The 20,522-nt window shown below is 70.4% G+C and carries 16 protein-coding genes and 1 pseudogene; 8 read left to right on the forward strand and 9 right to left on the reverse strand.

Features of this window, described 5'->3' with window-relative positions; translation table 11 throughout:
- Position 1: 1 nt before the first annotated feature.
- On the forward strand, positions 2–622 hold the full coding sequence (locus F6B93_RS19820) for a hypothetical protein (RefSeq protein ID WP_211696595.1): 621 nt from the start codon (positions 2–4) through the stop codon (positions 620–622).
- On the opposite strand, the pseudogene F6B93_RS19825 reads toward F6B93_RS19820, so the two are convergent.
- Positions 603–810: pseudogene (locus tag F6B93_RS19825) on the reverse strand (cytochrome P450); the annotation flags it as partial. The gene F6B93_RS19820 and the pseudogene F6B93_RS19825 sit on opposite strands and share 20 nt — an antisense overlap.
- A gap of 763 nt (positions 811–1,573) precedes the next feature.
- On the opposite strand from F6B93_RS19825, the gene F6B93_RS19830 reads away from it, so the two are divergent.
- Positions 1,574–1,780 (forward strand): IS110 family transposase, encoded by a 207-nt coding sequence (locus F6B93_RS19830; RefSeq protein WP_211696596.1) that lies wholly within the window; start codon positions 1,574–1,576, stop codon positions 1,778–1,780.
- 214 nt (positions 1,781–1,994) lie between these two features.
- The gene (locus F6B93_RS19835) at positions 1,995–3,500 is read left to right on the forward strand and encodes a PE family protein (RefSeq protein WP_211696597.1); all 1,506 of its coding nucleotides are present in this window, start codon (positions 1,995–1,997) and stop codon (positions 3,498–3,500) included.
- 686 nt (positions 3,501–4,186) lie between these two features.
- Here F6B93_RS19835 and F6B93_RS19840 read toward each other — a convergent pair.
- The 3 genes from F6B93_RS19840 to F6B93_RS19850 all read right to left on the reverse strand — a co-directional run bounded on the left by F6B93_RS19840 (position 4,187) and on the right by F6B93_RS19850 (position 5,226).
- The gene (locus F6B93_RS19840) at positions 4,187–4,594 is read right to left on the reverse strand and encodes a type II toxin-antitoxin system VapC family toxin (RefSeq protein WP_211696598.1); all 408 of its coding nucleotides are present in this window, start codon (positions 4,592–4,594) and stop codon (positions 4,187–4,189) included.
- Positions 4,591–4,863 carry a type II toxin-antitoxin system Phd/YefM family antitoxin gene (locus tag F6B93_RS19845; protein WP_211696599.1) on the reverse strand — a complete coding sequence of 91 codons (273 nt, stop codon included), beginning with the start codon at positions 4,861–4,863 and terminating at the stop codon, positions 4,591–4,593. The genes F6B93_RS19840 and F6B93_RS19845 overlap by 4 nt, the downstream gene beginning before the upstream one ends.
- A 198-nt stretch (positions 4,864–5,061) precedes the next feature.
- Positions 5,062–5,226, reverse strand: coding sequence for a hypothetical protein (locus F6B93_RS19850; protein ID WP_211696600.1), 165 nt, complete (start codon positions 5,224–5,226; stop codon positions 5,062–5,064).
- A 9-nt stretch (positions 5,227–5,235) separates the two neighbouring features.
- Here F6B93_RS19850 and F6B93_RS19855 point away from each other — a divergent pair, with 9 nt between their 5' ends.
- Both F6B93_RS19855 and F6B93_RS19860 read left to right on the forward strand, forming a co-directional pair.
- Entirely contained in the window at positions 5,236–5,463 is a 228-nt protein-coding gene (locus tag F6B93_RS19855; protein ID WP_211696601.1) for a hypothetical protein, read from the forward strand.
- Positions 5,451–11,267 (forward strand): PE family protein, encoded by a 5,817-nt coding sequence (locus F6B93_RS19860; protein ID WP_211696602.1) that lies wholly within the window; start codon positions 5,451–5,453, stop codon positions 11,265–11,267. Before F6B93_RS19855 ends, F6B93_RS19860 begins: the two co-directional genes overlap by 13 nt.
- 358 nt (positions 11,268–11,625) lie before the next feature.
- Here F6B93_RS19860 and F6B93_RS19865 read toward each other — a convergent pair whose 3' ends face one another.
- The 4 genes from F6B93_RS19865 to purB all read right to left on the reverse strand — a co-directional run bounded on the left by F6B93_RS19865 (position 11,626) and on the right by purB (position 15,291).
- On the reverse strand, positions 11,626–12,045 hold the full coding sequence (locus F6B93_RS19865; protein ID WP_246540880.1) for a DUF4189 domain-containing protein: 420 nt from the start codon (positions 12,043–12,045) through the stop codon (positions 11,626–11,628).
- Positions 12,046–12,105: 60 nt separating this feature from the next.
- Positions 12,106–12,324 carry an SDR family oxidoreductase gene (locus tag F6B93_RS19870; protein WP_211699677.1) on the reverse strand — a complete coding sequence of 73 codons (219 nt, stop codon included), beginning with the start codon at positions 12,322–12,324 and terminating at the stop codon, positions 12,106–12,108.
- A 277-nt stretch (positions 12,325–12,601) separates the two neighbouring features.
- Positions 12,602–13,867 carry a cytochrome P450 gene (locus F6B93_RS19875; RefSeq protein ID WP_211696604.1) on the reverse strand — a complete coding sequence of 422 codons (1,266 nt, stop codon included), beginning with the start codon at positions 13,865–13,867 and terminating at the stop codon, positions 12,602–12,604.
- Complete coding sequence (gene purB, locus F6B93_RS19880) at positions 13,864–15,291, reverse strand: adenylosuccinate lyase (RefSeq protein ID WP_211696605.1); 1,428 nt, start codon at positions 15,289–15,291, stop codon at positions 13,864–13,866. Before purB ends, F6B93_RS19875 begins: the two co-directional genes overlap by 4 nt.
- A gap of 170 nt (positions 15,292–15,461) precedes the next feature.
- Here purB and F6B93_RS19885 point away from each other — a divergent pair, with 170 nt between their 5' ends.
- Positions 15,462–16,223, forward strand: coding sequence for a DUF429 domain-containing protein (locus F6B93_RS19885; RefSeq protein ID WP_211696606.1), 762 nt, complete (start codon positions 15,462–15,464; stop codon positions 16,221–16,223).
- A gap of 4 nt (positions 16,224–16,227) precedes the next feature.
- Here the strand turns inward: F6B93_RS19885 and F6B93_RS19890 are convergent, their stop codons facing one another.
- The gene (locus F6B93_RS19890; RefSeq protein WP_425518474.1) at positions 16,228–16,848 is read right to left on the reverse strand and encodes a TetR/AcrR family transcriptional regulator; all 621 of its coding nucleotides are present in this window, start codon (positions 16,846–16,848) and stop codon (positions 16,228–16,230) included.
- Positions 16,849–16,908: 60 nt separating this feature from the next.
- On the opposite strand from F6B93_RS19890, the gene F6B93_RS19895 reads away from it, so the two are divergent.
- Both F6B93_RS19895 and F6B93_RS19900 read left to right on the forward strand, forming a co-directional pair.
- Positions 16,909–17,820 carry an alpha/beta hydrolase gene (locus F6B93_RS19895; RefSeq protein WP_211696607.1) on the forward strand — a complete coding sequence of 304 codons (912 nt, stop codon included), beginning with the start codon at positions 16,909–16,911 and terminating at the stop codon, positions 17,818–17,820.
- A gap of 136 nt (positions 17,821–17,956) precedes the next feature.
- Positions 17,957–20,512 carry a PE family protein gene (locus F6B93_RS19900; RefSeq protein ID WP_211696608.1) on the forward strand — a complete coding sequence of 852 codons (2,556 nt, stop codon included), beginning with the start codon at positions 17,957–17,959 and terminating at the stop codon, positions 20,510–20,512.
- Positions 20,513–20,522 lie beyond the last annotated feature (10 nt).

Here is a 20,522-nt window from a genome sequence, read left to right on the forward strand (position 1 = left end):
TATGTCATCGCAGTTATTGCCCTACTCGACCAGACCTGTCCGGCTGGCCGCCCAACTGTTCAGCGATATCACCGTGGCCGTGTGGACGACGATCTGGCTCGTCGTCGGCCTGGCCGTGCACAACGCCATCTCGGCGATCGCCGACGCGGGCCGCCAAATAGAGATTGGCTCGCAAGGTGTCGCGGGTAACCTGGCGTCGGCCGGGTACGGGGCTCAGTTCCTCCCAGTTGTGGGCGAAACAGTCAGCCAGCAGATTACGGCCGCGAGCGTGGCAGCCCTCCAGCTCGCTGGAGCAGGCCATAACCTGGCGACCACGGCGACTTGGCTCGCCGTGGTGCTCGCGCTCGCGGTCGCCGCAACGCCGATCCTTGCGCTCGCTATCCCATGGTTGTTCCTTCGGCTGCGGTTCTTCCGACGCAAGCGGACGGTGACCGCTCTTGCCGCCACCCCGGCCGGTGAAGAGCTGCTCGCGCTGCGGGCAATGATGAATCGCGCGCCCGCCAAGTTGGCCGAGGTCAGCGCCGACCCGGTCGGCGCGTGGCGCGACGGAGACCCGGATACCATTCGCGAGCTAGCCGCCCTGGAATGGCGCGCGGCCGGGATCAGACCCGAGGACGAATGACCCCGACGTCGTGCCGGATACCGGTGTGGCGGTTACTGCGAGTCCATTCGACCGGCTCCACCCGCCGCACCGCGCCAAAGCGCGCCAGCAATTCTTCAAACAACACCGGCAACTCAAACCGGGCCAGATTGGCACCCGGGCAACAGTGCATTCCCTATCCGAAAGCCCAAGTGTGGGATGCTGTTCCGTGGCCCGCCGTCGGTTCTGGCCTTTGGCCAATACCCACGCAACCGCCAGCTCGGCGAGTCAATAGAGGTCCGCTTTGTCGCCGAACCCGGTTTGCACAACCGCACCGAGTGCGTTGAGGTTACGGGCGTTCGACACTGAATTTCCGCTTCCCAGGTACGCAATTAGGTCATCTGCCATAGCGCCAAACTCCGCGTTCCGGTTTAGGGCACCGTTGTCCAAGGTCTCCCGAGAGAGGTTCTCTGCAAGCCGAATCACTTCGCCTTGAAATGTTTTCGGCCCGAACACCTCTCGGCGCCTGCAGCGCCCAAAGCTCGTTGAGTTGCTCAGGCCAGGAAGTGCCCGCGACCGCGATACACCCCACTACCCAGGGAATCGTATCGGGTTGGGCGCGAATCCGATCGATCCTGGATCAACAGTTTCGCCTCCACCACACAAAACCAGACGAAACCCAGCCGAAGCCACTGTGCGGGTCTTTGCTGGGTGGCGCCTGTTTCGTCCCGGTGCGTGCTGCGTCGCTGAAGTTCGGCGCGCCCAGAGGGGATCGCCGACCTGTAGTGCTGGGATGTCGTTGTCCGAGCCTGCCGCAGGAGGGATCTCCCGTTGTCCCGGAGCCCCGAGCTCTTCGACAGAACGAGATCCTGCGGTGAGCTGGGGTTGCGAGATGGCCAACGAGGTGACGGACCAGCGAGTGCCGCGATTAGGTCGCCGGGCAACCCCGCGAAGACTCGCGACGTACCACCACCACAATGAGCAAGGAGGACCATGACGACGCCGTTCTGTGGCATCGACTGGGGCGAATCCCGCCATGATGCCGCGATCATCGAACACACCGGACAAGTCATCACCGACGCGAAAATAGCCACCGGCGCAGCCGGTTTCAGCCAGTTGCTCACCATGCTGGCCGAGGCCGGAGACAGCGAAGATCCTCGGGGCGGGTGTGCACTGTGCACTGTGCACTATGCACTGTAGGACTGGTCCTGCTGGGCAGTTCGCCCTGTAGCCAGGATATTTTGCGCCGGGGTTGGAGCAGAGTTTGTAGGTTGCACACCATGTTGTCGCGGCGCTGGGTGAGCGGGTGTCGTCGGGTCGGCTGGCGGACATGGTGTGCGGGCGGCGGTACGGCGATAGCCTTGATGTTCGCCCCTGGTGTATCGACGATGACCAGACCGGTGGGAGGCTAGCGATGTCGTATGTGGTGGCGGTCCCCGAGGTGGTAGCTTCCGCGGCAACAGATTTGGTAGGCATCGGCTCGACGCTGCATGCGGCCAATGAGGCTGCCGCGGTGCCGACGACGGGGGTGTTGGCCGCCGGTGCCGATGAGGTGTCGGCGGCGGTAGCGGCACTGTTTTCCGCCCACGCAGAGGCCTATCAGGCGCTCAGCACACGCATGGCGGGGTTTCACGCCCAGTTTGTGCAGGCCCTCACCGGTGCCGGCGGCGCGTACGCCGCGGCCGAGGCGGCCAACGCATCGCCGTTGGCGGCCGTGCAACAAGACGTGTTGGGCGCGATCAACGCGCCCAGCTTGGCGTTGTTGGGGCGCCCGCTCATCGGCGACGGCGCCAACGGGACGGCGCCGGGGCAAGCCGGTGGGGCCGGCGGGTTGCTGTACGGAAACGGCGGGGCCGGCGGGCCCGGCGGGGCCGGTGGTGATGCCGGGCTGATCGGTAACGGCGGAGCCGGCGGCAGCGGGGTGGGCTCGGGCTTGGCCGGTGGGGCCGGCGGTGCCGGCGGGCTGTTGTATGGCAATGGTGGAGCCGGCGGGGCCGGAGGCAATACCACCGTCGGCGGTGATGCGGGGCTCGGTGGCGCCGGTGGTGCCGCCGGGTTGTTCGGGGTCGGCGGGGCCGGCGGGGCCGGCGGAAACGCCACCGGTATCAATGTTGTTAGCGCCGGCGGCGACGGGGGCGTCGGCGGGCGAGGCGGCTGGTTGTCTGGTGCCGGTGGCATCGGCGGGGACGGCGGATCCACCTTAAGCGGCGGCGATGGCGGGGATGCTGGTGGCGGCGGGGCGGCTGGGTTGGTCGGCGCTGGCGGGGCTGGCGGGGCCGGTGGGGCCGGCGCGGCTGGTTTTGGTACCGGCTTCTTTGGCGGCGATGGTGGGGCCGGCGGCCGCGGCGGGCTGTTGTGGGGCGACGGTGGGGCCGGCGGGGCCGGCGGGGTGAGCGGGATCGGCGGCCAGGTATCCCCCGCCTCAGGTGGGCTGGGTGGTGCCGGCGGTGCCGCTGGGCTGATCGGGGCCGGTGGGGCGGGCGGAGCTGGTGGCGCCGGCGGCACCGGCGACGAGGCCGGTGGGGCCGGCGGCGCCGGCGGCACCGGCGGGTTAGTGTACGGCGACGGTGGGGCCGGCGGGGCCGGCGGAAACGGCGCCGACAGCTTCGACGGGGATGGTGGGGCTGGTGGGGCGGGAGGGGCCGGGGGTGCGGCCGGATTATTCGGTGCCGGTGGGGCCGGTGGGGCCGGCGGGAATGGCGGCGACCGCTTCGACGGGGATGGTGGGGCCGGTGGTGCCGGTGGTGCCGGCGGCGACGCCAATCTGATCGGCGAAGGCGGTAACGGTGGGGACGGCGGGGCCGGCGGGACCTCGGCCTTCGGGACCGGCGGGACCGGTGGCGACGGCGGAGCCGGTGGGGGCGGCGGATCCCTGCTCGGCAACACCGGCGCGGACGGCGCGGACGGCCCGAACGGCTGATACCAATTCAGCGCTAACCCACCCTGGAAGTCCTCCGACAATCCAGCATTTGTCGTCGAATCTTCCTCGTGCTGAGTGGATTACCCATTCCGAACGACCGAGACGAATTGGGATGTCTTAGACAGACAAGACCTTTCAGTGCGGGAGAGGCGGGACCGCAGAAATCCGCCGCCGCCACGATCGGCCGCCGCCAACCCGAGCGGCCCAGCGCGCACCCAGGCCCGCCTCCTACCTCCCAGTGTCCGCAGCATCACACCAGATCTGACAAATGTGCTCGTCACGAGCCGGTGGGCGAACGCTCTGCTGCATCATCATCCGCCAGACGCGGCTCCTTCGTTCAGCCCACCCTCTCGACGAGCAGGACCCAGCGAAAGCAGTGATCCGTTCGATTCGTCATACTGCGATCCTCCCTGTCGGGTAAGACAACTCGACTTGTCTTCACCGGACTTTGGTTTCCCACCACACGTTATGGCGATCGCAATCCAATGCCCATACGTCAATCGTGGGGCCGAGCCCATGAACGCCATCAGCTCCTTTAGGGTCGACCAAGCCCGACGACACCTGTTCAACAAGCTCCTCGGACAACTTCACCACTGCCTCAACATCGCGACCGGCTACGGCCACACCCGCGCGTATCCGCCTCCACTCGATCTAGCCGCTTGACTTTCTAATGTCACGAGATGCATTTACCGGCCTGCTCCCGGGCTTTCGACTGGGTAGTCGAGATCGCGACAGCGCTCGATCAGCCTGTTGTCGTAGGCCACAACCGTGGTGAGCGCGTCACCGAGTTGCGTTGCAGACGCGAGATGAATGGCGTCGAGAGAGCGCAGCGAGTCTGGTCCGATCGTTTCGGCCATCGCGATCACTTCGTCAGTGACGGCAAGAATGTCGAGGTCCTCGCCCAAAATGCGCTGAGCGTTGGCGACGATCTCGGTATCCCCGCTGCGGAGAGCAGTTCGCATCAGCTCCACGCGGCCCACCGCGCTCGTCACATGGTCATGATCCTCTGCGTCAGCCAGCCATCGCCTAAGATGCACCGACTCGGCCTCGTGGACAATCAGCTTCACCAGGGCCGAGGTGTCCATATAGATCATTGGTCCGCACGCACCTCGGCCAGGACCGCACTCAGATTCCGCCGCGGCAGACTCTCAGCGTCGACCGAGGCGAGACCGCCACGGCGGCGCGCCGGCCTCATTGCGCCCCTGGCTATGAGGCCGTCTCGGGTGCGCTCAGTAGCGGTGACCGGAACCAACCGCGCGACCAACCGGCCACGCATCGTCACCTCCAGTTCCTCACCCGCCGCAACCCGAGCCAGGTACTTGCTAGCGTTTTGCCGCAGCTCTCGAACCCCAATAACCTTCATTTCCAATATGGTAGCACATTAGATGCTACCAGTCGGTACGACGGCCAAGAGATAGGAATCGGAGGACTCGTGGTCCGAATCCACCGAGATCGGCGGCGCACAAGGCAGCGACTGCGAAACGTTGCAGGCGTGAACCTACCTTTCGTGGCCTCCTGGCAGCGCCCCCGACTATGAGCCCGACCACGAGGTCATCGCGGATTACTCGCCGAGCATCTTGCCCGAGGCGGTGACAACAGTGGAGAGCAGATCACGGATCAAACGGTAGCGGCGGCACACCAAATTCACCAGCGAAGAATAGATTAGCCAGACCAGCGGCCCAAGACCGAGAAACCCCACTTCAGCGCGTCGTAGCAGATACGCCACAGTACGAACATGACCATCGAATCACCGCTCGGCGCTGGACTATTCGATGCCATGGGAGTTACGGTCGCCAGTGCCGTGGGTGACGGCACCGACGGTGCTAGTAGGGCCGCCCCGATTTGCTGCCTCGGTTCGGTGGTGTCGTGGCGTGTGTCGGTTTTCAGCGCAAACCGGTTGTGCGCGGGTCGGTTTGTGGGCGTGGCCACGGACGTGGTGGGAGGTATCGGATGTCTTGGGTGATCGCGGCGCCGGAGGTTATCGCTACAGCGGCAACGGATTTGACCGGTCTTGGTTGGACCATCAGCGCGGCTAATGTCGCCGCGGCGGCCGACACTACGGCGGTGTTGACCGCCGGCAGCGATGAGGTGTCGGCGGCCATCGCGGCGCTGTTTTCCGCTCACGCCCGCGACTACCAACTGCTCAGCACCCAGGTGGCACAGTTTCATCAGCAGTTCGTGCAGGCGCTTACCAGCGCTGGCGAGGCCTATGCCAGCGCCGAGGCGCTCAACGCGTCGGCGCAAAGCATCGAGCAGGACGTGCTCGCGGTCATCAACGCCCCCACCCAATTCTTGTTGGGGCGCCCGTTGATCGGTAACGGCGCCGACGGGGCTCCCGGTACCGGGGCTGCCGGCGGGGCCGGTGGGATTTTGTTCGGTAATGGCGGGGCCGGCGGGTCCGGGGCGCCCGGGCAGGTTGGCGGGGCTGGTGGGGCTGCGGGGTTGATCGGCCATGGTGGTCGCGGTGGGGCCGGCGGGACGGGCGTCATGGGCATGGCGGGCGGTGCCGGTGGGGCCGGTGGGTGGCTACTGGGCAATGGCGGTGCCGGTGGGCTCGGCGGGCTGGGCACCCTCGGTGCCGGCGGGCTCGGTGGGGCTGGCGGCGCGGCGGTGGGGTTGTTCGGTCACGGCGGGGCCGGTGGCCTCGGCGGGACCGGCGGCGCCGCGGGCGGGGTTGGTGGCAGCGGTGGGGCCGGTGGCAGCGGCGGGTTGTTCTACGGCGACGGCGGGGCGGGCGGGGCCGGGGGTAGCGGTGCTGCCGCGGGTAGCGGCGGTGGCGGCGGTAGCGCGGCGTTGATCGGCAACGGTGGAGCGGGCGGGGCCGGCGCGGCCGGCGCCGCCGGCGGTAACAGCGCTGCAGCGGGGGCGGCTGGTGCTGACGGCTCTCCCGGTGGGATCGGTGGGGCCGGCGGTAACGGTGGATTGTTGTTCGGTGCTGGCGGTACGGGTGGTTCCGGTGGCGTCGGTGGTGACGGCGGTACCGGCGCCGGCGGCGACATGGCGATCAATGCCGGTCGCGGCGGTGACGGCGGTGATGGTGGCAACCCGGGGGCTGGCGGCGCCGGTGGCCGTGGCGGTCTTATCGGTGCGAATGGCGCAATTGGACAGACTCCCACCAGTGGAGGTAACGGCGGCAACGGCGGCAACGGTGCTGATGGCCTCGCCATCATCGGCGACACCGCCACCACCGGCGGCGCCGGCGGCGACGGCGGTGCTGGTGGGTTGGTCGGCGATGGTGGGGCCGGCGGAGCCGGCGGGGCTGGGGCCAACGGCACCGCCGGCAACAGTCTCGGTGGTCGCGGTGGTGACGGCGGTACCGGTGGTGCTGGTGGTGCGATCAGCGGTGACGGCGGCGTCGGCGGTCGCGGCGGTGATGGCGGCAGGGGCGGCGACAACGCCGTCGAAAGTTTCGGTGGTCGCGGCGGTGACGGCGGTGGCGGCGGCGCCAGCACCACCGGGACCGGGGGCGACGGTGCGACGGGCGGCAGCGGCGGCACCGCCGGCGCCAACTCCGGCAGCAGTCTCGGTGGTAGCGGTGGTTCTGGCGGCGACGGCGGATTCGGGCGCATCGCTGGCGGTGATGGCGGGACCGGCGGTCTGGCCGCTGATGGCCGCGGCGACAACACCACCGGCGACAGTGTCGGTGGTCGCGGTGGTGACGGCGGGAATGGCGGGGCGAGCGACGGGGTCGCCGGGGCTGCCGGCGCGGCCACCGACGGCGGCAACGGCGGCGCCAACGCCGACAGAAGTTTCGCTGGTCGCGGCGGTGACGGCGGTGACGGCGGCGCCAGCACCACCGGAGCCGGCGCCAACGGCGCCAACGGCGGCAACGGCGGCACCCCCGGCGCCAACTCCGGCAGCAGTTTCGGTGGTTCCGGCGGTTCTGGGGGTGACGGCGGATTCGGTGGCAGCGCCGGCGGTGACGGTGGAGCTGGCGGTCTGGCCACTGATGGCCGCGACAACAACACCAGCGGCAGCAGTTTCGGTGGTCGCGGCGGTGACGGCGGCAACGGCGGCGACAGCGACGGGGTCGCCGGGGCCGCCGGCGCCGCCACCGCCGGCGGCAACGGCGGCGCCAACACTCTAGTCAGTCGCGCTGGTCGCGGCGGTGACGGTGGTGACGGCGGCGCCAGCACCACCGGGACCGGGGCCGACGGTGCGACGGGCGGCAACGGCGGCACCGCCGGCGCCAACTCCGGCAGCAGTTTCGGCGGTGCCGGCGGTTCTGGCGGCGACGGGGGATTCGGTGGCAGCGCCGGCGGTCACGGCGGGGCTGGCGGTCTGGCCACCGACGGCGGCGACGACACCACCAGCGGCAGCAGTGTAGGCGGTCGCGGTGGTGACGGCGGTAACGGCGGCGACAGCGACGGGGTCGCCGGGGCTGCCGGCGCGGCCACCGCCGGCGGCAACGGTGGCGCCAACGCCCTCGGCAGTTTCGGCGGTCGCGGCGGTGACGGCGGTGACGGCGGCGCCAGCACCACCGGAGCCGGCGCCAACGGCGCCAACGGCGGCAACGGCGGCACCCCCGGCGCCAACTCCGCCGGCAGTTCCGGCGGTGCCGGCGGTTCCGGCGGTGACGGCGGATTCGGGGCCACCGCCGGCGGCGACGGCGGCAACGGCGGCCTCGCCGCTGATGGCCGCGACACCACCAGCAGCACCAGTGTCGGCGGTCGCGGCGGTGACGGCGGCAACGGCGGCGACAGCGACGGGGTCGCCGGGGCCGCCGGCGCGGCCACCGACGGCGGCAACGGCGGCGCCAACGCCGCCAGCAGTCAGGGGGGCCGCGGCGGTGACGGCGGTGACGGCGGCGCCAGCACCACCGGCGCCGGCGCCAACGGCGCCAACGGCGGCAACGGCGGCACCCCCGGCGCCAACTCCAACAGCACTCTCGGCGGTGACGGCGGTTCCGGCGGTAACGGGGGATTCGGGGCCACCGCCGGCGGCGACGGCGGCAACGGCGGCCTCGCCGCTGATGGCCGCGACAACAACACCACCGGCACCAGCACCGGCGGTCGCGGCGGTGACGGCGGTAACGGCGGCGACAGCGACGGGGTCGCCGGGGCTGCCGGCGCGGCCACCGCCGGCGGCAACGGCGGCGCCAACGCCGCCAGCAGTCAGGGTGGTCGCGGCGGTGACGGTGGTGATGGCGGCGCCAGCAGCACCGGGGCCGGCGCTAACGGCGCGACGGGCGGCAACGGCGGCACGCCCGGCACCGGCTCCCGCTTCACTATCGGCGGTGATGGCGGTTCCGGCGGTGACGGCGGGTTCGGGGCCACCGCCGGCGGCAACGGCGGCACCGGCGGGCTGGCCGCTGACGGCCGCGACGACAACACCAGCGGCAACAGTGTCGGCGGTCGCGGCGGTGACGGCGGTAACGGCGGCGACAGCGACGGGGTCGCCGGGGCTGCCGGCGCCGCCACCGACGGCGGCAACGGCGGCGCCAACGCCGCCAGCAGTCAGGGTGGTCGCGGCGGTGACGGCGGTGACGGCGGCGCCAGCACCACCGGGGCCGGCGCCAACGGCGCCAACGGCGGCAACGGCGGCACCCCCGGCGCCAACTCCAACAGCAGTTTCGGCGGTGGTGGCGGTTCTGGCGGTGACGGCGGATTCGGGGCCACCGCCGGCGGCGACGGCGGTACCGGCGGGCTGGCCGCTGATGGCCGCGACAACAACAGCGGCAACAGTGTCGGCGGTCGCGGCGGTGACGGCGGTAACGGCGGCGACAGCGACGGGGTCGCCGGGGCTGCCGGCGCCGCCACCGACGGCGGCAACGGCGGCGCCAACGCCGCCAGCAGTGAGGGTGGTCGCGGCGGTGACGGCGGTGACGGCGGCGCCAGCACCACCGGGGCCGGCGCCAACGGCGCGACGGGCGGCAACGGCGGCACCCCCGGCGCCAACTCCAACGACAGTGTCGGCGGTGATGGCGGTTCTGGCGGTGACGGCGGATTCGGGGCCACCGCCGGCGGCGACGGCGGCACGGGCGGGCTGGCCGGTGATGGCCGCGACGACAACACCACCGGCGGCAGTATCGGCGGTCGCGGCGGTGACGGCGGTAACGGCGGCGACAGCGACGGGGTCGCCGGGGCTGCCGGCGCCGCCACCGACGGCGGCAACGGCGGCGCCAACGCCGTCCTCAGTCAGGGTGGTCGTGGCGGTGACGGCGGTGACGGCGGCGCCAGCACCACCGGGGCCGGCGCCAACGGCGCGACGGGCGGCAACGGCGGCACCCCCGGCGCCGACTCCAACAGCAGTGTCGGCGGTGATGGCGGTTCTGGCGGTGACGGCGGATTCGGGGCCGCCGCCGGCGGCGACGGCGGTACCGGCGGGCTGGCCGCTGATGGCCGCGACGACAACACCAGCGGCGACAGTCTCGGCGGTCGCGGCGGTGACGGCGGTAACGGCGGCGACAGCGACGGGGTCGCCGGGGCTGCCGGCGCCGCCACCGACGGCGGCAACGGCGGCGACAACACCCTAGTCAGTCGCGCTGGTCGCGGCGGTGACGGCGGTGACGGCGGCGCCAGCACCACCGGGGCCGGCGCCAACGGCGCGACGGGCGGCAACGGCGGCACCGCCGGCGCCAACTCCGGCAGCAGTGAGGGTGGTGGCGGCGGTTCTGGCGGTGACGGCGGGTTCGGGGCCACCGCCGGCGGCGACGGCGGTGACGGCGGGCTGGCCGCTGACGGCGGCGACGACACCACCAGCGGCAACAGTGTCGGCGGTCGCGGTGGTGACGGCGGTAACGGCGGCGACAGCGACGGGGCCGCCGGGGCTGCCGGCGCCGCCACCGACGGCGGCAACGGCGGCGCCAACGCCGGATTATCTAGTTTCGGTGGACGCGGCGGTGACGGCGGTGACGGCGGCGCCAGCACCACCGGGGCCGGCGCCAACGGCGCCAACGGCGGCAACGGCGGCACCCCCGGCGCCAACTCCGGCAGCAGCAGTTTCGGCGGTGACGGCGGTGACGGCGGTGACGGCGGATTCGGGGCCACCGCCGGCGGCGACGGCGGCAACGGCGGCCTCGCCGCTGATGGCCGCGACGACAACACCACCGCCGGCAGTTTCGGCGGTCGCGGCGGTGACGGCGGTAACGGCGGAGCCAGCGACGGGGCCGCCGGGGCCGCCGGCGCGGCCACCGACGGCGGCAACGGCGGCGCCAACGCCGTCCTCAGTCAGGGTGGTCGCGGCGGTGACGGTGGTCGCGGCGGCGCCAGCACAACCGGGGCCGGCGCCAACGGCGCCAACGGCGCCAACGGCGGCACCCCCGGCGCCGACTCCGGCACCAGTGTCGGCGGTGACGGCGGTGGCGGCGGTGATGGCGGATTCGGTGCCACCGCCGGCGGTAACGGCGGCACCGGCGGCCTCGCCGCTGATGGCCGCGACGACAACACCACCGGCAGCAGTATCGGCGGTAGCGGTGGTGACGGCGGTAACGGCGGAGCCAGCGACGGGGTCGCCGGGGCTGCCGGCGCGGCCGCCGCCGGCGGCAACGGCGGCGCCAATGCCCTCGGCAGTTTCGGCGGTCTCGGCGGGGACGGTGGTGACGGCGGCGCCAGCAGCACCGGGTCCGGGGCCAACGGCGCCAACGGCGCCAACGGAGGCAACGGCGGCACCAACTCCGGCAACAGTGCCGGCGGTGCCGGCGGTGACGGCGGTGACGGCGGTGACGGTCGCGGCGGTGACGGCGACCCAGGCATCGACGGAGGCAGCGGGGTCGGCAGTACGGGTGGCACCGGCGGTGCCGGCGGTGCCGGCGGAACCGCCGCTTAATTGGCGCCTCTCTGTGTCAAGGATTCGGTTGGCCAGTTGTATGGTGGCGATTGGCCGGTCCAGTGAGTGACTTGTCTGAAGTGCTGCTGAAGGGGTGTATCGGCGGGTCACCGGCCCTCACTCAAAGCCGTCCTAACGACCAGAGACCGCCTTCTAACTGCACAAACACCGTGCCCCCGGCGGGACTCGGACCCACGCTGGGCGGATTCTAAGAACGGCCGTTGTCGGCGCCCTCTGACCTGATTCGACATCTAGATAACAGGTCAAGGGATAGCTTGTCGTTTCTCACGCAATCGCTGCGATATGGCTAGCCCGAGCCATCGCGCAAGCATCGTCGGCGAACCGCGGCCCTACTGCCCTAGTGGCACACCCAGGTCACGATCCATCCGCCGCCGAGCCTGGTCGTCGCATCCAGTTCTGCCGCCTGGCGCGAGCGTCCGACCCCGCCATGGTAATGAGTGCCGTCGTGGGCGATGGCGCCGCACTTCGTGAAAACGCTGAACACTCTGCAGGTGTCGTGGTTGCACTGGCGCAGCGCCTCGGTCTCCGCCAGCGCTCGAGTTCGATAGCCCCACGATTGTCCTGCAGCGCCGGTCTCGGCGACGGCGATCGCACCATATATTGGGGGTTTCGGCGGGACCGGAGGTACGGGCCGCGCAGCGGCGATCGAACCCTTTCCGCTATGCGCAACCGCATCGTGGGTAGGGGCGTCAAAAGGATGCAAGAGCGTGATGATCACGGCGGCACTCGCGACCAGAGCGGCTACCACAAGTACCACCAGACGACGATGGAGCTTTATCCACATTCCACTACCTTCCCTAACATCAACGATCCGCAGCTAGAACATCGCGGCGGAGCTGACCCCTGGGTGCTCGCGCAAGCTGTCCGTGGAATTTTGCGTCTTTCCCGAGCGACTGTCACCGACGACAATCGAAGGGCGGTAGATGGTGGGCGGTATTCCCGCGGCCATCCGCCCACGCACGTCAGCTTCGGCGACGACGCCGGGCAGCAAGGCGCTGCCGAGAAAACCTGGAAACCTGGTCATCAATACGGTCATCGTCACACTTCCTGGAAGCCAATCACGAAACGGAGCTAAGCTGCGTGCCCGGTGCACCGTTCGAGTAACTCAACGCTAGCGATCACGGGACTGTGTCAAGAGGGCATTTTGGCCCATGACGACCGTCATTAGTCCTCGGCTCGACAACCGCGAAGACTTGGTGCCCACCCTCACGATCATGATGATCTCGAGCGGCACGATTACCGACCCGGTCGGCGAATAGCGCGCGGTCGGGATCAGACCCGAGGAGAAATGACCCCGACTCCGTCGTCACGCACTAGCGCTCACGCAATTCCACCGCCAGGTGCCGGATACCGGTGTGGCGGTTACTGCGAGTCCATTCGACGGGCGCCACCCGCCGCACCGCACCGAAGCGCGACAGCAGTTCTTCATACAGCACCCGCAACTCCAGCCGGGCCAGATTGGCACCCAGGCAATAGTGCACTCCTTGTCCGAAGCCCAAGTGTGGATTCGGTTTTCGGGTGATGTCGAATTCATCAGCCCTCTCGAACACGAGGGCGTCGCGGTTGGCCGAGCCCTCCCAAATTTGCACCTTCTGTCCAGCCTCGATCGGCTGTCCGCCGAGCGTGCTGTCGCACGTGGCGGTGCGCCGCTTGGACGGCGACGGCGATGTCCAGCGGACGATCTCCTCGATCGCCGTCGGCAACAAGTCCAGATCGTTGCGCAATGACCGCAATTGGTCAGGGTGCTCGGCCAAGGCCAGCAGTCCGCCGGCGACGGCGTTGCGCGTCGTCTCGGCACCGGCACTGAACAATAAGCTGAAGAATAGGTACAGTTCGAGATCCGACAATGCTTGCGTCGCATCGCTGTCGTTCGGGTCGTCGATGGCCGCGTTGGCGACGACCGACAGCATGTCGTCGGTGGGATTGGCACGTTTCGACGCGATCAACTGCTGGCCGTAGTCGTACATGCGCGAGGCCGCGTCGGCATTCTCCGAGACCGCCAGCTGCGAAACGGACGCTTTGCGCGAGCCGCCGAAGTCGAATTGCGGCTCGATCGCCTCGAACAGCCAATGCCGTTCGGACTCAGGAACTCCCAACAGAATGCAGATCATCTGCATCGGAAGTTCGGCAGCGATCTCAACCACGAAGTCGAACGGTTCGCCTGGCACCACCGAGTCCAACAGCCGACGCGCGCGGGCTCGCAGGTCGTCTTCGACGCGACGAATCATCCGTGGCGTCAACCCGGAGCTGACCAGGCGCCGAATCTGCGAATGCCGCGGGTCGTCCATCATGTTGAGCACTTGGCCCGCGATGGCTAGGTCCTGCAACAGCGTGCCGCCGAACTGGCGCTCGCCTCCGGTGACCGAGGAGTACGTCGCCGGATCGCGCAACACTTCAAGCGTTTCCGCGTACGTCGCGACCGACCAGAAACCCTCGCCGTCCGGGGTGTTGTCGGTCGGCTCGTGCCAGTAGACCGGCGCCTCACGACGGTGCAGGGAGAACAGCTCGTGCGGAAATCCATGGGCGAAGTTGTCCAGATCGGTGAAGTCGATTCCCGCGAGCGCGCCGAGGACGGTCATAGAATCGCTCCTGGGGTGTACTTTGCGGCCTCCGGGTAGCGGCCCACGAGCTTGTCGACACCGGCGACCACCTGGTCGACCTGGTCGCCAGCAGCACCGGTGAAGGCCTTCTTGTCGGCCAGCGCCGCGTCCAGCGCCGCTCGGTCCAGGGGCAGCCGCGGATCGGCGGCCAACCGGTCCAGCAAGTCGGGCTCGGCGCCATGTTCCCGCATGGCCAGCGCCGTCGCCACCGCGTGCTCCGAGATGACGTGGTGGGCGGACTCGCGACCCATCCCCGCGCGCACCACGGCCATCAACACCTTGGTGGTGGCCAGGAACGGCAAATAGCGGTCCAGTTCACGTTGGATCACCGCGGGGTAAGCCCCGAATTCGTCCAGCACGGTCAAGAAGGTCTCGATCTGCCCGTCAATAGCAAAGAAGCTGTCCGGCAACGCAACCCGGCGCACCACCGAGCAGAACACGTCGCCCTCGTTCCACTGCGCGCCGGCCAGCTCGGCCACCATCGAGGCATAGCCGCGTAGCACAACCTGCAACCCGTTGACCCGTTCGCAACTGCGGGTGTTCATCTTGTGCGGCATGGCCGACGAACCAACCTGCCCCGCAGCGAAACCCTCGGTGACAAGCTCGTGGCCCGCCATCAGTCGGATGGTGTGTGCCAGTGACGACGGCCCCGCTCCAAGCTGCACCAGCGCCGACACCACATCATGATCCAGCGAACGCGGATAGACCTGACCGACGCTCGTCAAAACCGTTGCGAAACCTAAAAGGTCGGCCACACGACGCTCGACTTCGGCCAGCGCCGCCGCATCGTGGCCCACAAGGTCGAGCATGTCCTGCGCCGTGCCCATGGGGCCTTTGATGCCGCGCAGTGGGTAACGGTCGATCAACTCCCGCAGCCTGGCCAACGCGGTCAGCGTCTCTTGCGCCGCCGAGGCGAACCGCTTGCCCAAGGTGGTGGCCTGCGCCGCCACATTGTGACTACGGCCGGCCATGACCAGATCGCGATAGGCCACGGCCCGCTCGGCAAGCCGCGCCACCACCGCCACCCCATGGGCGAATACGACGTCCAGTGACCGTCGGATCTGCAGCTGCTCCACATTCTCGGTGAGGTCGCGGCTGGTCATCCCCTTGTGCACGTGCTCATGGCCAGCCAGCGCGTTGAATTCCTCGATGCGGGCCTTGACGTCGTGGCGCAGCACGCGTTCCCGGGCGGCGATCGAGGCCAAGTCCACATCGTCGAGCACCCGCTCGTAGTCGGCGATCGCGTCCTCGGGGATGTCAGCGCCTTTCGCACCCAGGTCGACCTGTGCTCGCAGCACAGCCATCCAGAGGCGCCGCTCCGCCACGATCTTGGCCTCCGGCGACCAGATTGCGACCATCTCGGCGCTCGCGTACCGGGTGGCCAGCACGTTCGGAATGCTCACTTAGTCCTCACGAAGACACAGCTTACGGTCGCAGCTGATGCGTTGTCGCTCGTAGGCGAGCACACCGACCCTCCCTCCCGGCTGCGGCCACTGTGGCGGATGTGACAGGAAGACGGGGATGCCGGGCTGGCCCCGCAGCGTCCCCGCGCGACCCGCCATAACCTAGGCGGATGCATTTCGCGGGCGTCGACCTGGCCTGGGGCGCCCGTAATCCGACCGGTCTCGCGGTGGTCGACGGCGACGGTCATCTCGTGCACACCAGCGCCGCCCGAACCGACGCCGCCGTGCTGGCCACGCTGCGACCGTACGTGCAGGGGGATTGCCTGGTGGCGTTCGACGCACCGCTGGTGGTGACCAACCGGACGGGCCAGCGGCCGGCCGAGACCATGCTCAACCGCGACTTTCGTAGGTTCGAGGCCGGCGCGCACCCAACCAACACCGGAAGGCCCGAGTTCGCCATGGGTCCCCGCGCCGCGCGGCTGGCGCGCGAATTGCGCCTCGACATGGACTCGCTTTCGGCGGCGCCGCGGCGCGCCATCGAGGTCTACCCACATGCGGCGACGGTGGCTCTGTTTCGCCTGCCGCGCACGCTGAAGTACAAGGCCAAGCCTGGCCGCAGCGTTGACCAGCTGAAATCGGAGTTGCTGCGGCTGATGGACCAGGTGGAGGGCCTCGCGCACGCTGCAGTCCCGCTGAGGGTTACCGGTAACGCCGATTGGCTTGAGCTGCGTCGGCAGGTGTCGGCCGCAGGGTCCAAAAGCGACCTACGTCGCGTAGAGGACCCCGTCGACGCCGTCGTCTGCGCCTACGTGGCGCTGTTCGCCACTCACTACCCCACCGCCGTCACGATCTACGGCGACCTCGACACCGGCTACATCGTGACGCCGTCGCTGCCCGCCGACTTGGCGCCGGCACCCCGTACCCGCCGCTGAGGCGTCAGACCCCAACAGCTCGCTGGTCTACCGGCGCGAGCACATCGATGAGGTCGACCACGGTGGCCAGCGCGGCGTTGCGCGGATCCCGCCCCTCGACCAACGCGGAAACCACCGAACCATCGACCGCGCAGATCAGGGTGCACACCAGTTCGATCGATGCCGAACGACCCGATCGCTCGATGGCCTCAGCCACCGCGCCGGCCCGCTGATGCAGGCTGCGACGCATGCTTTCCCGCAACGCGGGCAAGCGGGTACATGCGATATGGCGCTCATATCGCGAGATCAGCTGCTCAGCAAGCCCCGGACCGGACACGTCCCCCACAAGCAGGTCGACCAGCACATCAGCAGTGGTCTCGGACCCCCGTCGCCGCCGAGACAGCGCCTTGACGCGTGCCCTCAGCTGTGCCACCTCGATCATCCCGACATGTTCGACCGCGCGGGCGATCAAATCGTCGAGAGACGAGAAGTAGTAGGTAGTAGACGCCAGCGGCAGGCCGGCCTTCCGAGCAACCGCCCGGTGGCGCACCGCTTCCAACCCTCCCTCACCAAGCAGCTCGGCGGCAGCGCTTACCAACGCATACCGTCGACGTTCTCCCTTGGGAGTAACTGCTGCTGTTGTCACGCCCAACCATGCTGCCAGCAAAAGTGGTACTGCATTGCCATTTTGGTCAAACGTCCTGGCATGATGGCCGGCATGCCCATCCTGAGTCGCCGCGCCGTGCTCGGTCTTGGCGCCAGCGCGACTTGTGGTGCGGCTGCGGCATATGCGCTCGACATGCTGATTCAACCCAAAACGTCGGACGCCATGCCCGCTACTGGCACAAGCGTTCCATTGGCCCCGGCCACACCTCTCGAACCCGCCCCACCGGCCCCGGCAGCAGCGGCACCAACGATGGTGACGGGCTCGTTCGTATCCTCGGCACGTGCCGGACAGACGACCAACTGGGCGATCGCGCGGCCCCCGGGCCAGACCGGGCCGCTGCGGCCGGTGATCGCGCTGCATGGCCTGGGAGGTAGCGCCACCCGAGTGATGGACGGCGGCGTCGAGCAGGGCCTGGCCCAGGCCGTCGATGCCGGGCTGCCGCCGTTTGCGGTGGTCTCTGTCGACGGAGGGGGCAGCTACTGGCACAAGCGGGCGTCCGGCGAGGACGCGGGGGCCATGGTGCTCGACGAGCTCATCCCGCTGCTGGACACTCACCACCTGGACACCTCCCGAGTTGCGTTCCTCGGGTGGTCAATGGGCGGCTACGGCGCGTTGCTGCTCGGCAGCCGACTGGGGCCGGCCCGCACCGCGGCGATCTGCGCGGTGAGCCCGGCCTTGTGGCTGTCCCCCGGCGCGGTTGCCCCCGGCTCATTTGACGGCGCTGACGATTGGTCGGCGAACTCCGTGTTCGGGGTGCCCGCGCTCGGGTCGATCCCCATCCGCGTGGATTGCGGGGACAGCGATCCGTTCTACGCGGCGACCAAACAGTTTGTGGCTCAACTACCCAACCCACCGGCGGGTGGTTTCTCACCTGGTGGGCACAACGGCGGGTTCTGGAGCGCGCAGTTGCCCGCCGAACTTTCCTGGATCGCACCGCTACTCACCGCCTGAGGCGGCTCAGCCGCGACGCCAACAGTTGCTCGATATCGGGGATGCCGTGCCCGGCGCGGGGATACGGTGGGGTTGCCGACGGCGAGGGTGCTCGGACGCTAGCGGGGTTCGGGCCAGCCGGTTTGGGAGGTGTCTCATGTCCTTTGTGATTGCGGTGCCCGAGGTGCTGGGGACGGCGGCCGCGGACTTGGCGAACGTGGGCTCGATGCTGGGGGCGGCCAATGCTGCCGCGGCGGCCCCAACCACGCAGATCGTGGCCGCGGCAAACGATGAGGTGTCGGCAGCGATCGCGGCCCTGCTTTCCGCCCACGCACAGACCTATCAGGGACTCAGTGCGCAGGCTGGCGCGTTTCATGCCGAGTTCGTGCGCGCGTTGACCGCCGGTGCCGGGGCCTACGCCAGGGCGGAGGCGGCCAGCGCGGCCTCGATTAGCGACCCGCTGCTCACCGCAATCAACGCGCCTTTCCTGGCACTGACCGGGCGCCCGTTGATCGGCAACGGCGCCAATGGAACTCCGGGCACCGGGGCCGCCGGGGCACCGGGTGGATGGTTGCTCGGTGACGGTGGGGCCGGCGGCTCGGGTGCCGCGGGATTGCCCGGCGGCGCCGGTGGGGTCGCTGGGCTGATTGGCGTCGGCGGCGCTGGTGGGGCCGGTGGGAGTGGCGGGGCTGGTGGGGCCGGTGGGTCCGGTGGCTGGCTGTTCGGTAGCGGTGGCGCCGGTGGAGCCGGCGGCGACTCACTGATCGCTGCCGGTGGGTCCGGCGGGACCGGTGGGGCCGGCGGGCTGCTGGGTGCGGGCGGGCTCGGCGGTTCCGGTGGAAGCACGTTTGGAGCTGGCTTCACCGGAGGGGCCGGCGGTGCCGGTGGGACCGGGGGGCTGCTGGCCGGGCTGCTCGGCGCCGGCGGCGGTCACGGAGGTTCCGGCGGCACCGGCGGTCCCGGTGCGTCCGGGGGTGTCGGCGGAGTAGGCGGCGCGGCGGGCCTGCTCGGTGGTCCGGGCGGTGCGGGCGGGGCAGGTGGATTGGGCGACATCGGCGGAGGTGCTGGCGGGGCTGGCGGCAACGCCGGGTCGCTGTTCGGCAGCGGCGGCGCGGGAGGGGCCGGCGGCCTCGGCTTTGATAGTGCAACCGGTGGTGCGGGCGGGGCTGGCGGCGACTCCGGACTGTTGTTCGGGGCGGGCGGCAACGGCGGAGCCGGCGGCACCGGCGACGACGACGGCGGCGGCGGCGGAGCCGGTGGCGCCGCAAGTTTTCTTGGCAACGGCGGTGCGGGCGGCAGCGGCGGATTCGGACAAAACGGCGATGGGGGCGCTGGCGGGGCCGGAGGCAGCGGTGGCCTGCTCGTCGGCAACGGCGGGGCCGGCGGCGCCGGCGGCGAGGCACTTCTTGGCGCGGGCGGGACCGGCGGAGCCGGCGGCAACGGGGTGCTGATCGGCAACGGCGGCAACGGCGGCATCGGTGGCACCGGCCCAACACTGGGTGGCACCGGTACCGGCGGGATCAGCGGGCTGCTGCTAGGCCTGGACGGATTCAACGCCCCGGCAAGCACCTCGCCGCTGCACACCCTGCAGCAACAGGCACTGGCCGCGGTCAACGCCCCCATCCAGGATGTGACCGGACGACCGCTGATCGGCAACGGTATGCCCGGCGCCGCAGGAAGCGGGACCGATGGTGCACCCGGGGGTTGGCTACTCGGCGACGGCGGGGCAGGCGGATCCGGTACGGCAGACTCAGGCCTGCCCGGCGGGGCTGGTGGCGCCGCTGGACTGTGGGGCACCGGCGGAAGCGGCGGGACCGGCGCGAGTCTGACGCTCGGTGACGGCGGCGCCGGCGGAGCTGGCGGGACCGGCGGTTGGCTAATGGGCGACGGCGGGGCCGGCGGGACTGGCGGGGCCGGCAACACCGACGGCGGAGTCGGTGGAGCCGGGGGGGCTGGTGGGCTATTCGGCGGCGGCGGGACCGGCGGACTCGGCGGGGGCAACCGTTCGCTCGGCGCCGGCGGTGCCGGCGGCGCAGGTGGGACCGGAGGGCTCCTCAGCGCGCTGGTCGGCACCGGCGGAGGTGACGGCGGCGACGGCGGATTCAGCCGAGATACCGTTGGCGGCATGGGCGGGGCCGGCGGCAACGGCGGGCTGCTGGCCGGCCCCGGTGGAACTGGCGGCACCGGCGGAACCAACACCAGCGGCATGGGCGGGGCCGGCGGGCCGGGCGGCAATGCCGGGCTGATGTTCGGCAGTGGTGGCAGCGGCGGGAGCGGCGGCTTCGGCTTTGTTGCTGTCGGCGGGGCCGGCGGAAGCGGCGGCGACGCCGGGCTGCTGTTCTCCAGCGGCGGGACCGGCGGGTTCGGCGGGTCCAGCGTGAACAGTGGCGGGGCCGGCGGCGCCGGCGGTAACGCCGGCTGGCTCGGCCTTGGCGGGGCTGGCGGTGCCGGCGGAGGCGGAATTGCCGACAACGGGGGCGCCGGCGGAGCCGGCGGCGTCGGCGGCCAGCTATGGGGTAGCGGCGGGGCGGGCGGCGCCGGCGGGCCAGGCGACGACGACGGCGGGACCGGTGGCAATGGCGGCAACGCTGTGCTCATCGGCAACGGCGGCAACGGCGGCAACGGCGGGACCGGCGCGGCCCCGGGTGCCGCCGGGGCGGGCGGCACCGGCGGGCTGCTCTTGGGCCAAGACGGGATCGCCGGTCTGCCGTAGCTGGGCGTGC

This window comes from Mycobacterium spongiae (genome assembly GCF_018278905.1).
GTDB lineage: Bacteria > Actinomycetota > Actinomycetes > Mycobacteriales > Mycobacteriaceae > Mycobacterium > Mycobacterium spongiae.

What these genes read in the sequence shown, in the direction of transcription:
- F6B93_RS19845 (WP_211696599.1), bottom strand. Translation starts at nt 4,863, where the DNA reads ATGAAGGTTATTGGGGTTCGAGAGCTGCGGCAAAACGCTAGCAAGTAC.
- F6B93_RS19820 (WP_211696595.1), top strand. Translation starts at nt 2, where the DNA reads ATGTCATCGCAGTTATTGCCCTACTCGACCAGACCTGTCCGGCTGGCC.
- F6B93_RS19885 (WP_211696606.1), top strand. Translation starts at nt 15,462, where the DNA reads ATGCATTTCGCGGGCGTCGACCTGGCCTGGGGCGCCCGTAATCCGACC.
- F6B93_RS19855 (WP_211696601.1), top strand. Translation starts at nt 5,236, where the DNA reads ATGACCATCGAATCACCGCTCGGCGCTGGACTATTCGATGCCATGGGA.
- F6B93_RS19835 (WP_211696597.1), top strand. Translation starts at nt 1,995, where the DNA reads ATGTCGTATGTGGTGGCGGTCCCCGAGGTGGTAGCTTCCGCGGCAACA.
- F6B93_RS19895 (WP_211696607.1), top strand. Translation starts at nt 16,909, where the DNA reads ATGATGGCCGGCATGCCCATCCTGAGTCGCCGCGCCGTGCTCGGTCTT.
- F6B93_RS19830 (WP_211696596.1), top strand. Translation starts at nt 1,574, where the DNA reads ATGACGACGCCGTTCTGTGGCATCGACTGGGGCGAATCCCGCCATGAT.
- F6B93_RS19870 (WP_211699677.1), bottom strand. Translation starts at nt 12,324, where the DNA reads ATGACCGTATTGATGACCAGGTTTCCAGGTTTTCTCGGCAGCGCCTTG.
- F6B93_RS19840 (WP_211696598.1), bottom strand. Translation starts at nt 4,594, where the DNA reads ATGATCTATATGGACACCTCGGCCCTGGTGAAGCTGATTGTCCACGAG.
- F6B93_RS19900 (WP_211696608.1), top strand. Translation starts at nt 17,957, where the DNA reads ATGTCCTTTGTGATTGCGGTGCCCGAGGTGCTGGGGACGGCGGCCGCG.
- F6B93_RS19875 (WP_211696604.1), bottom strand. Translation starts at nt 13,867, where the DNA reads ATGACCGTCCTCGGCGCGCTCGCGGGAATCGACTTCACCGATCTGGAC.
- F6B93_RS19860 (WP_211696602.1), top strand. Translation starts at nt 5,451, where the DNA reads ATGTCTTGGGTGATCGCGGCGCCGGAGGTTATCGCTACAGCGGCAACG.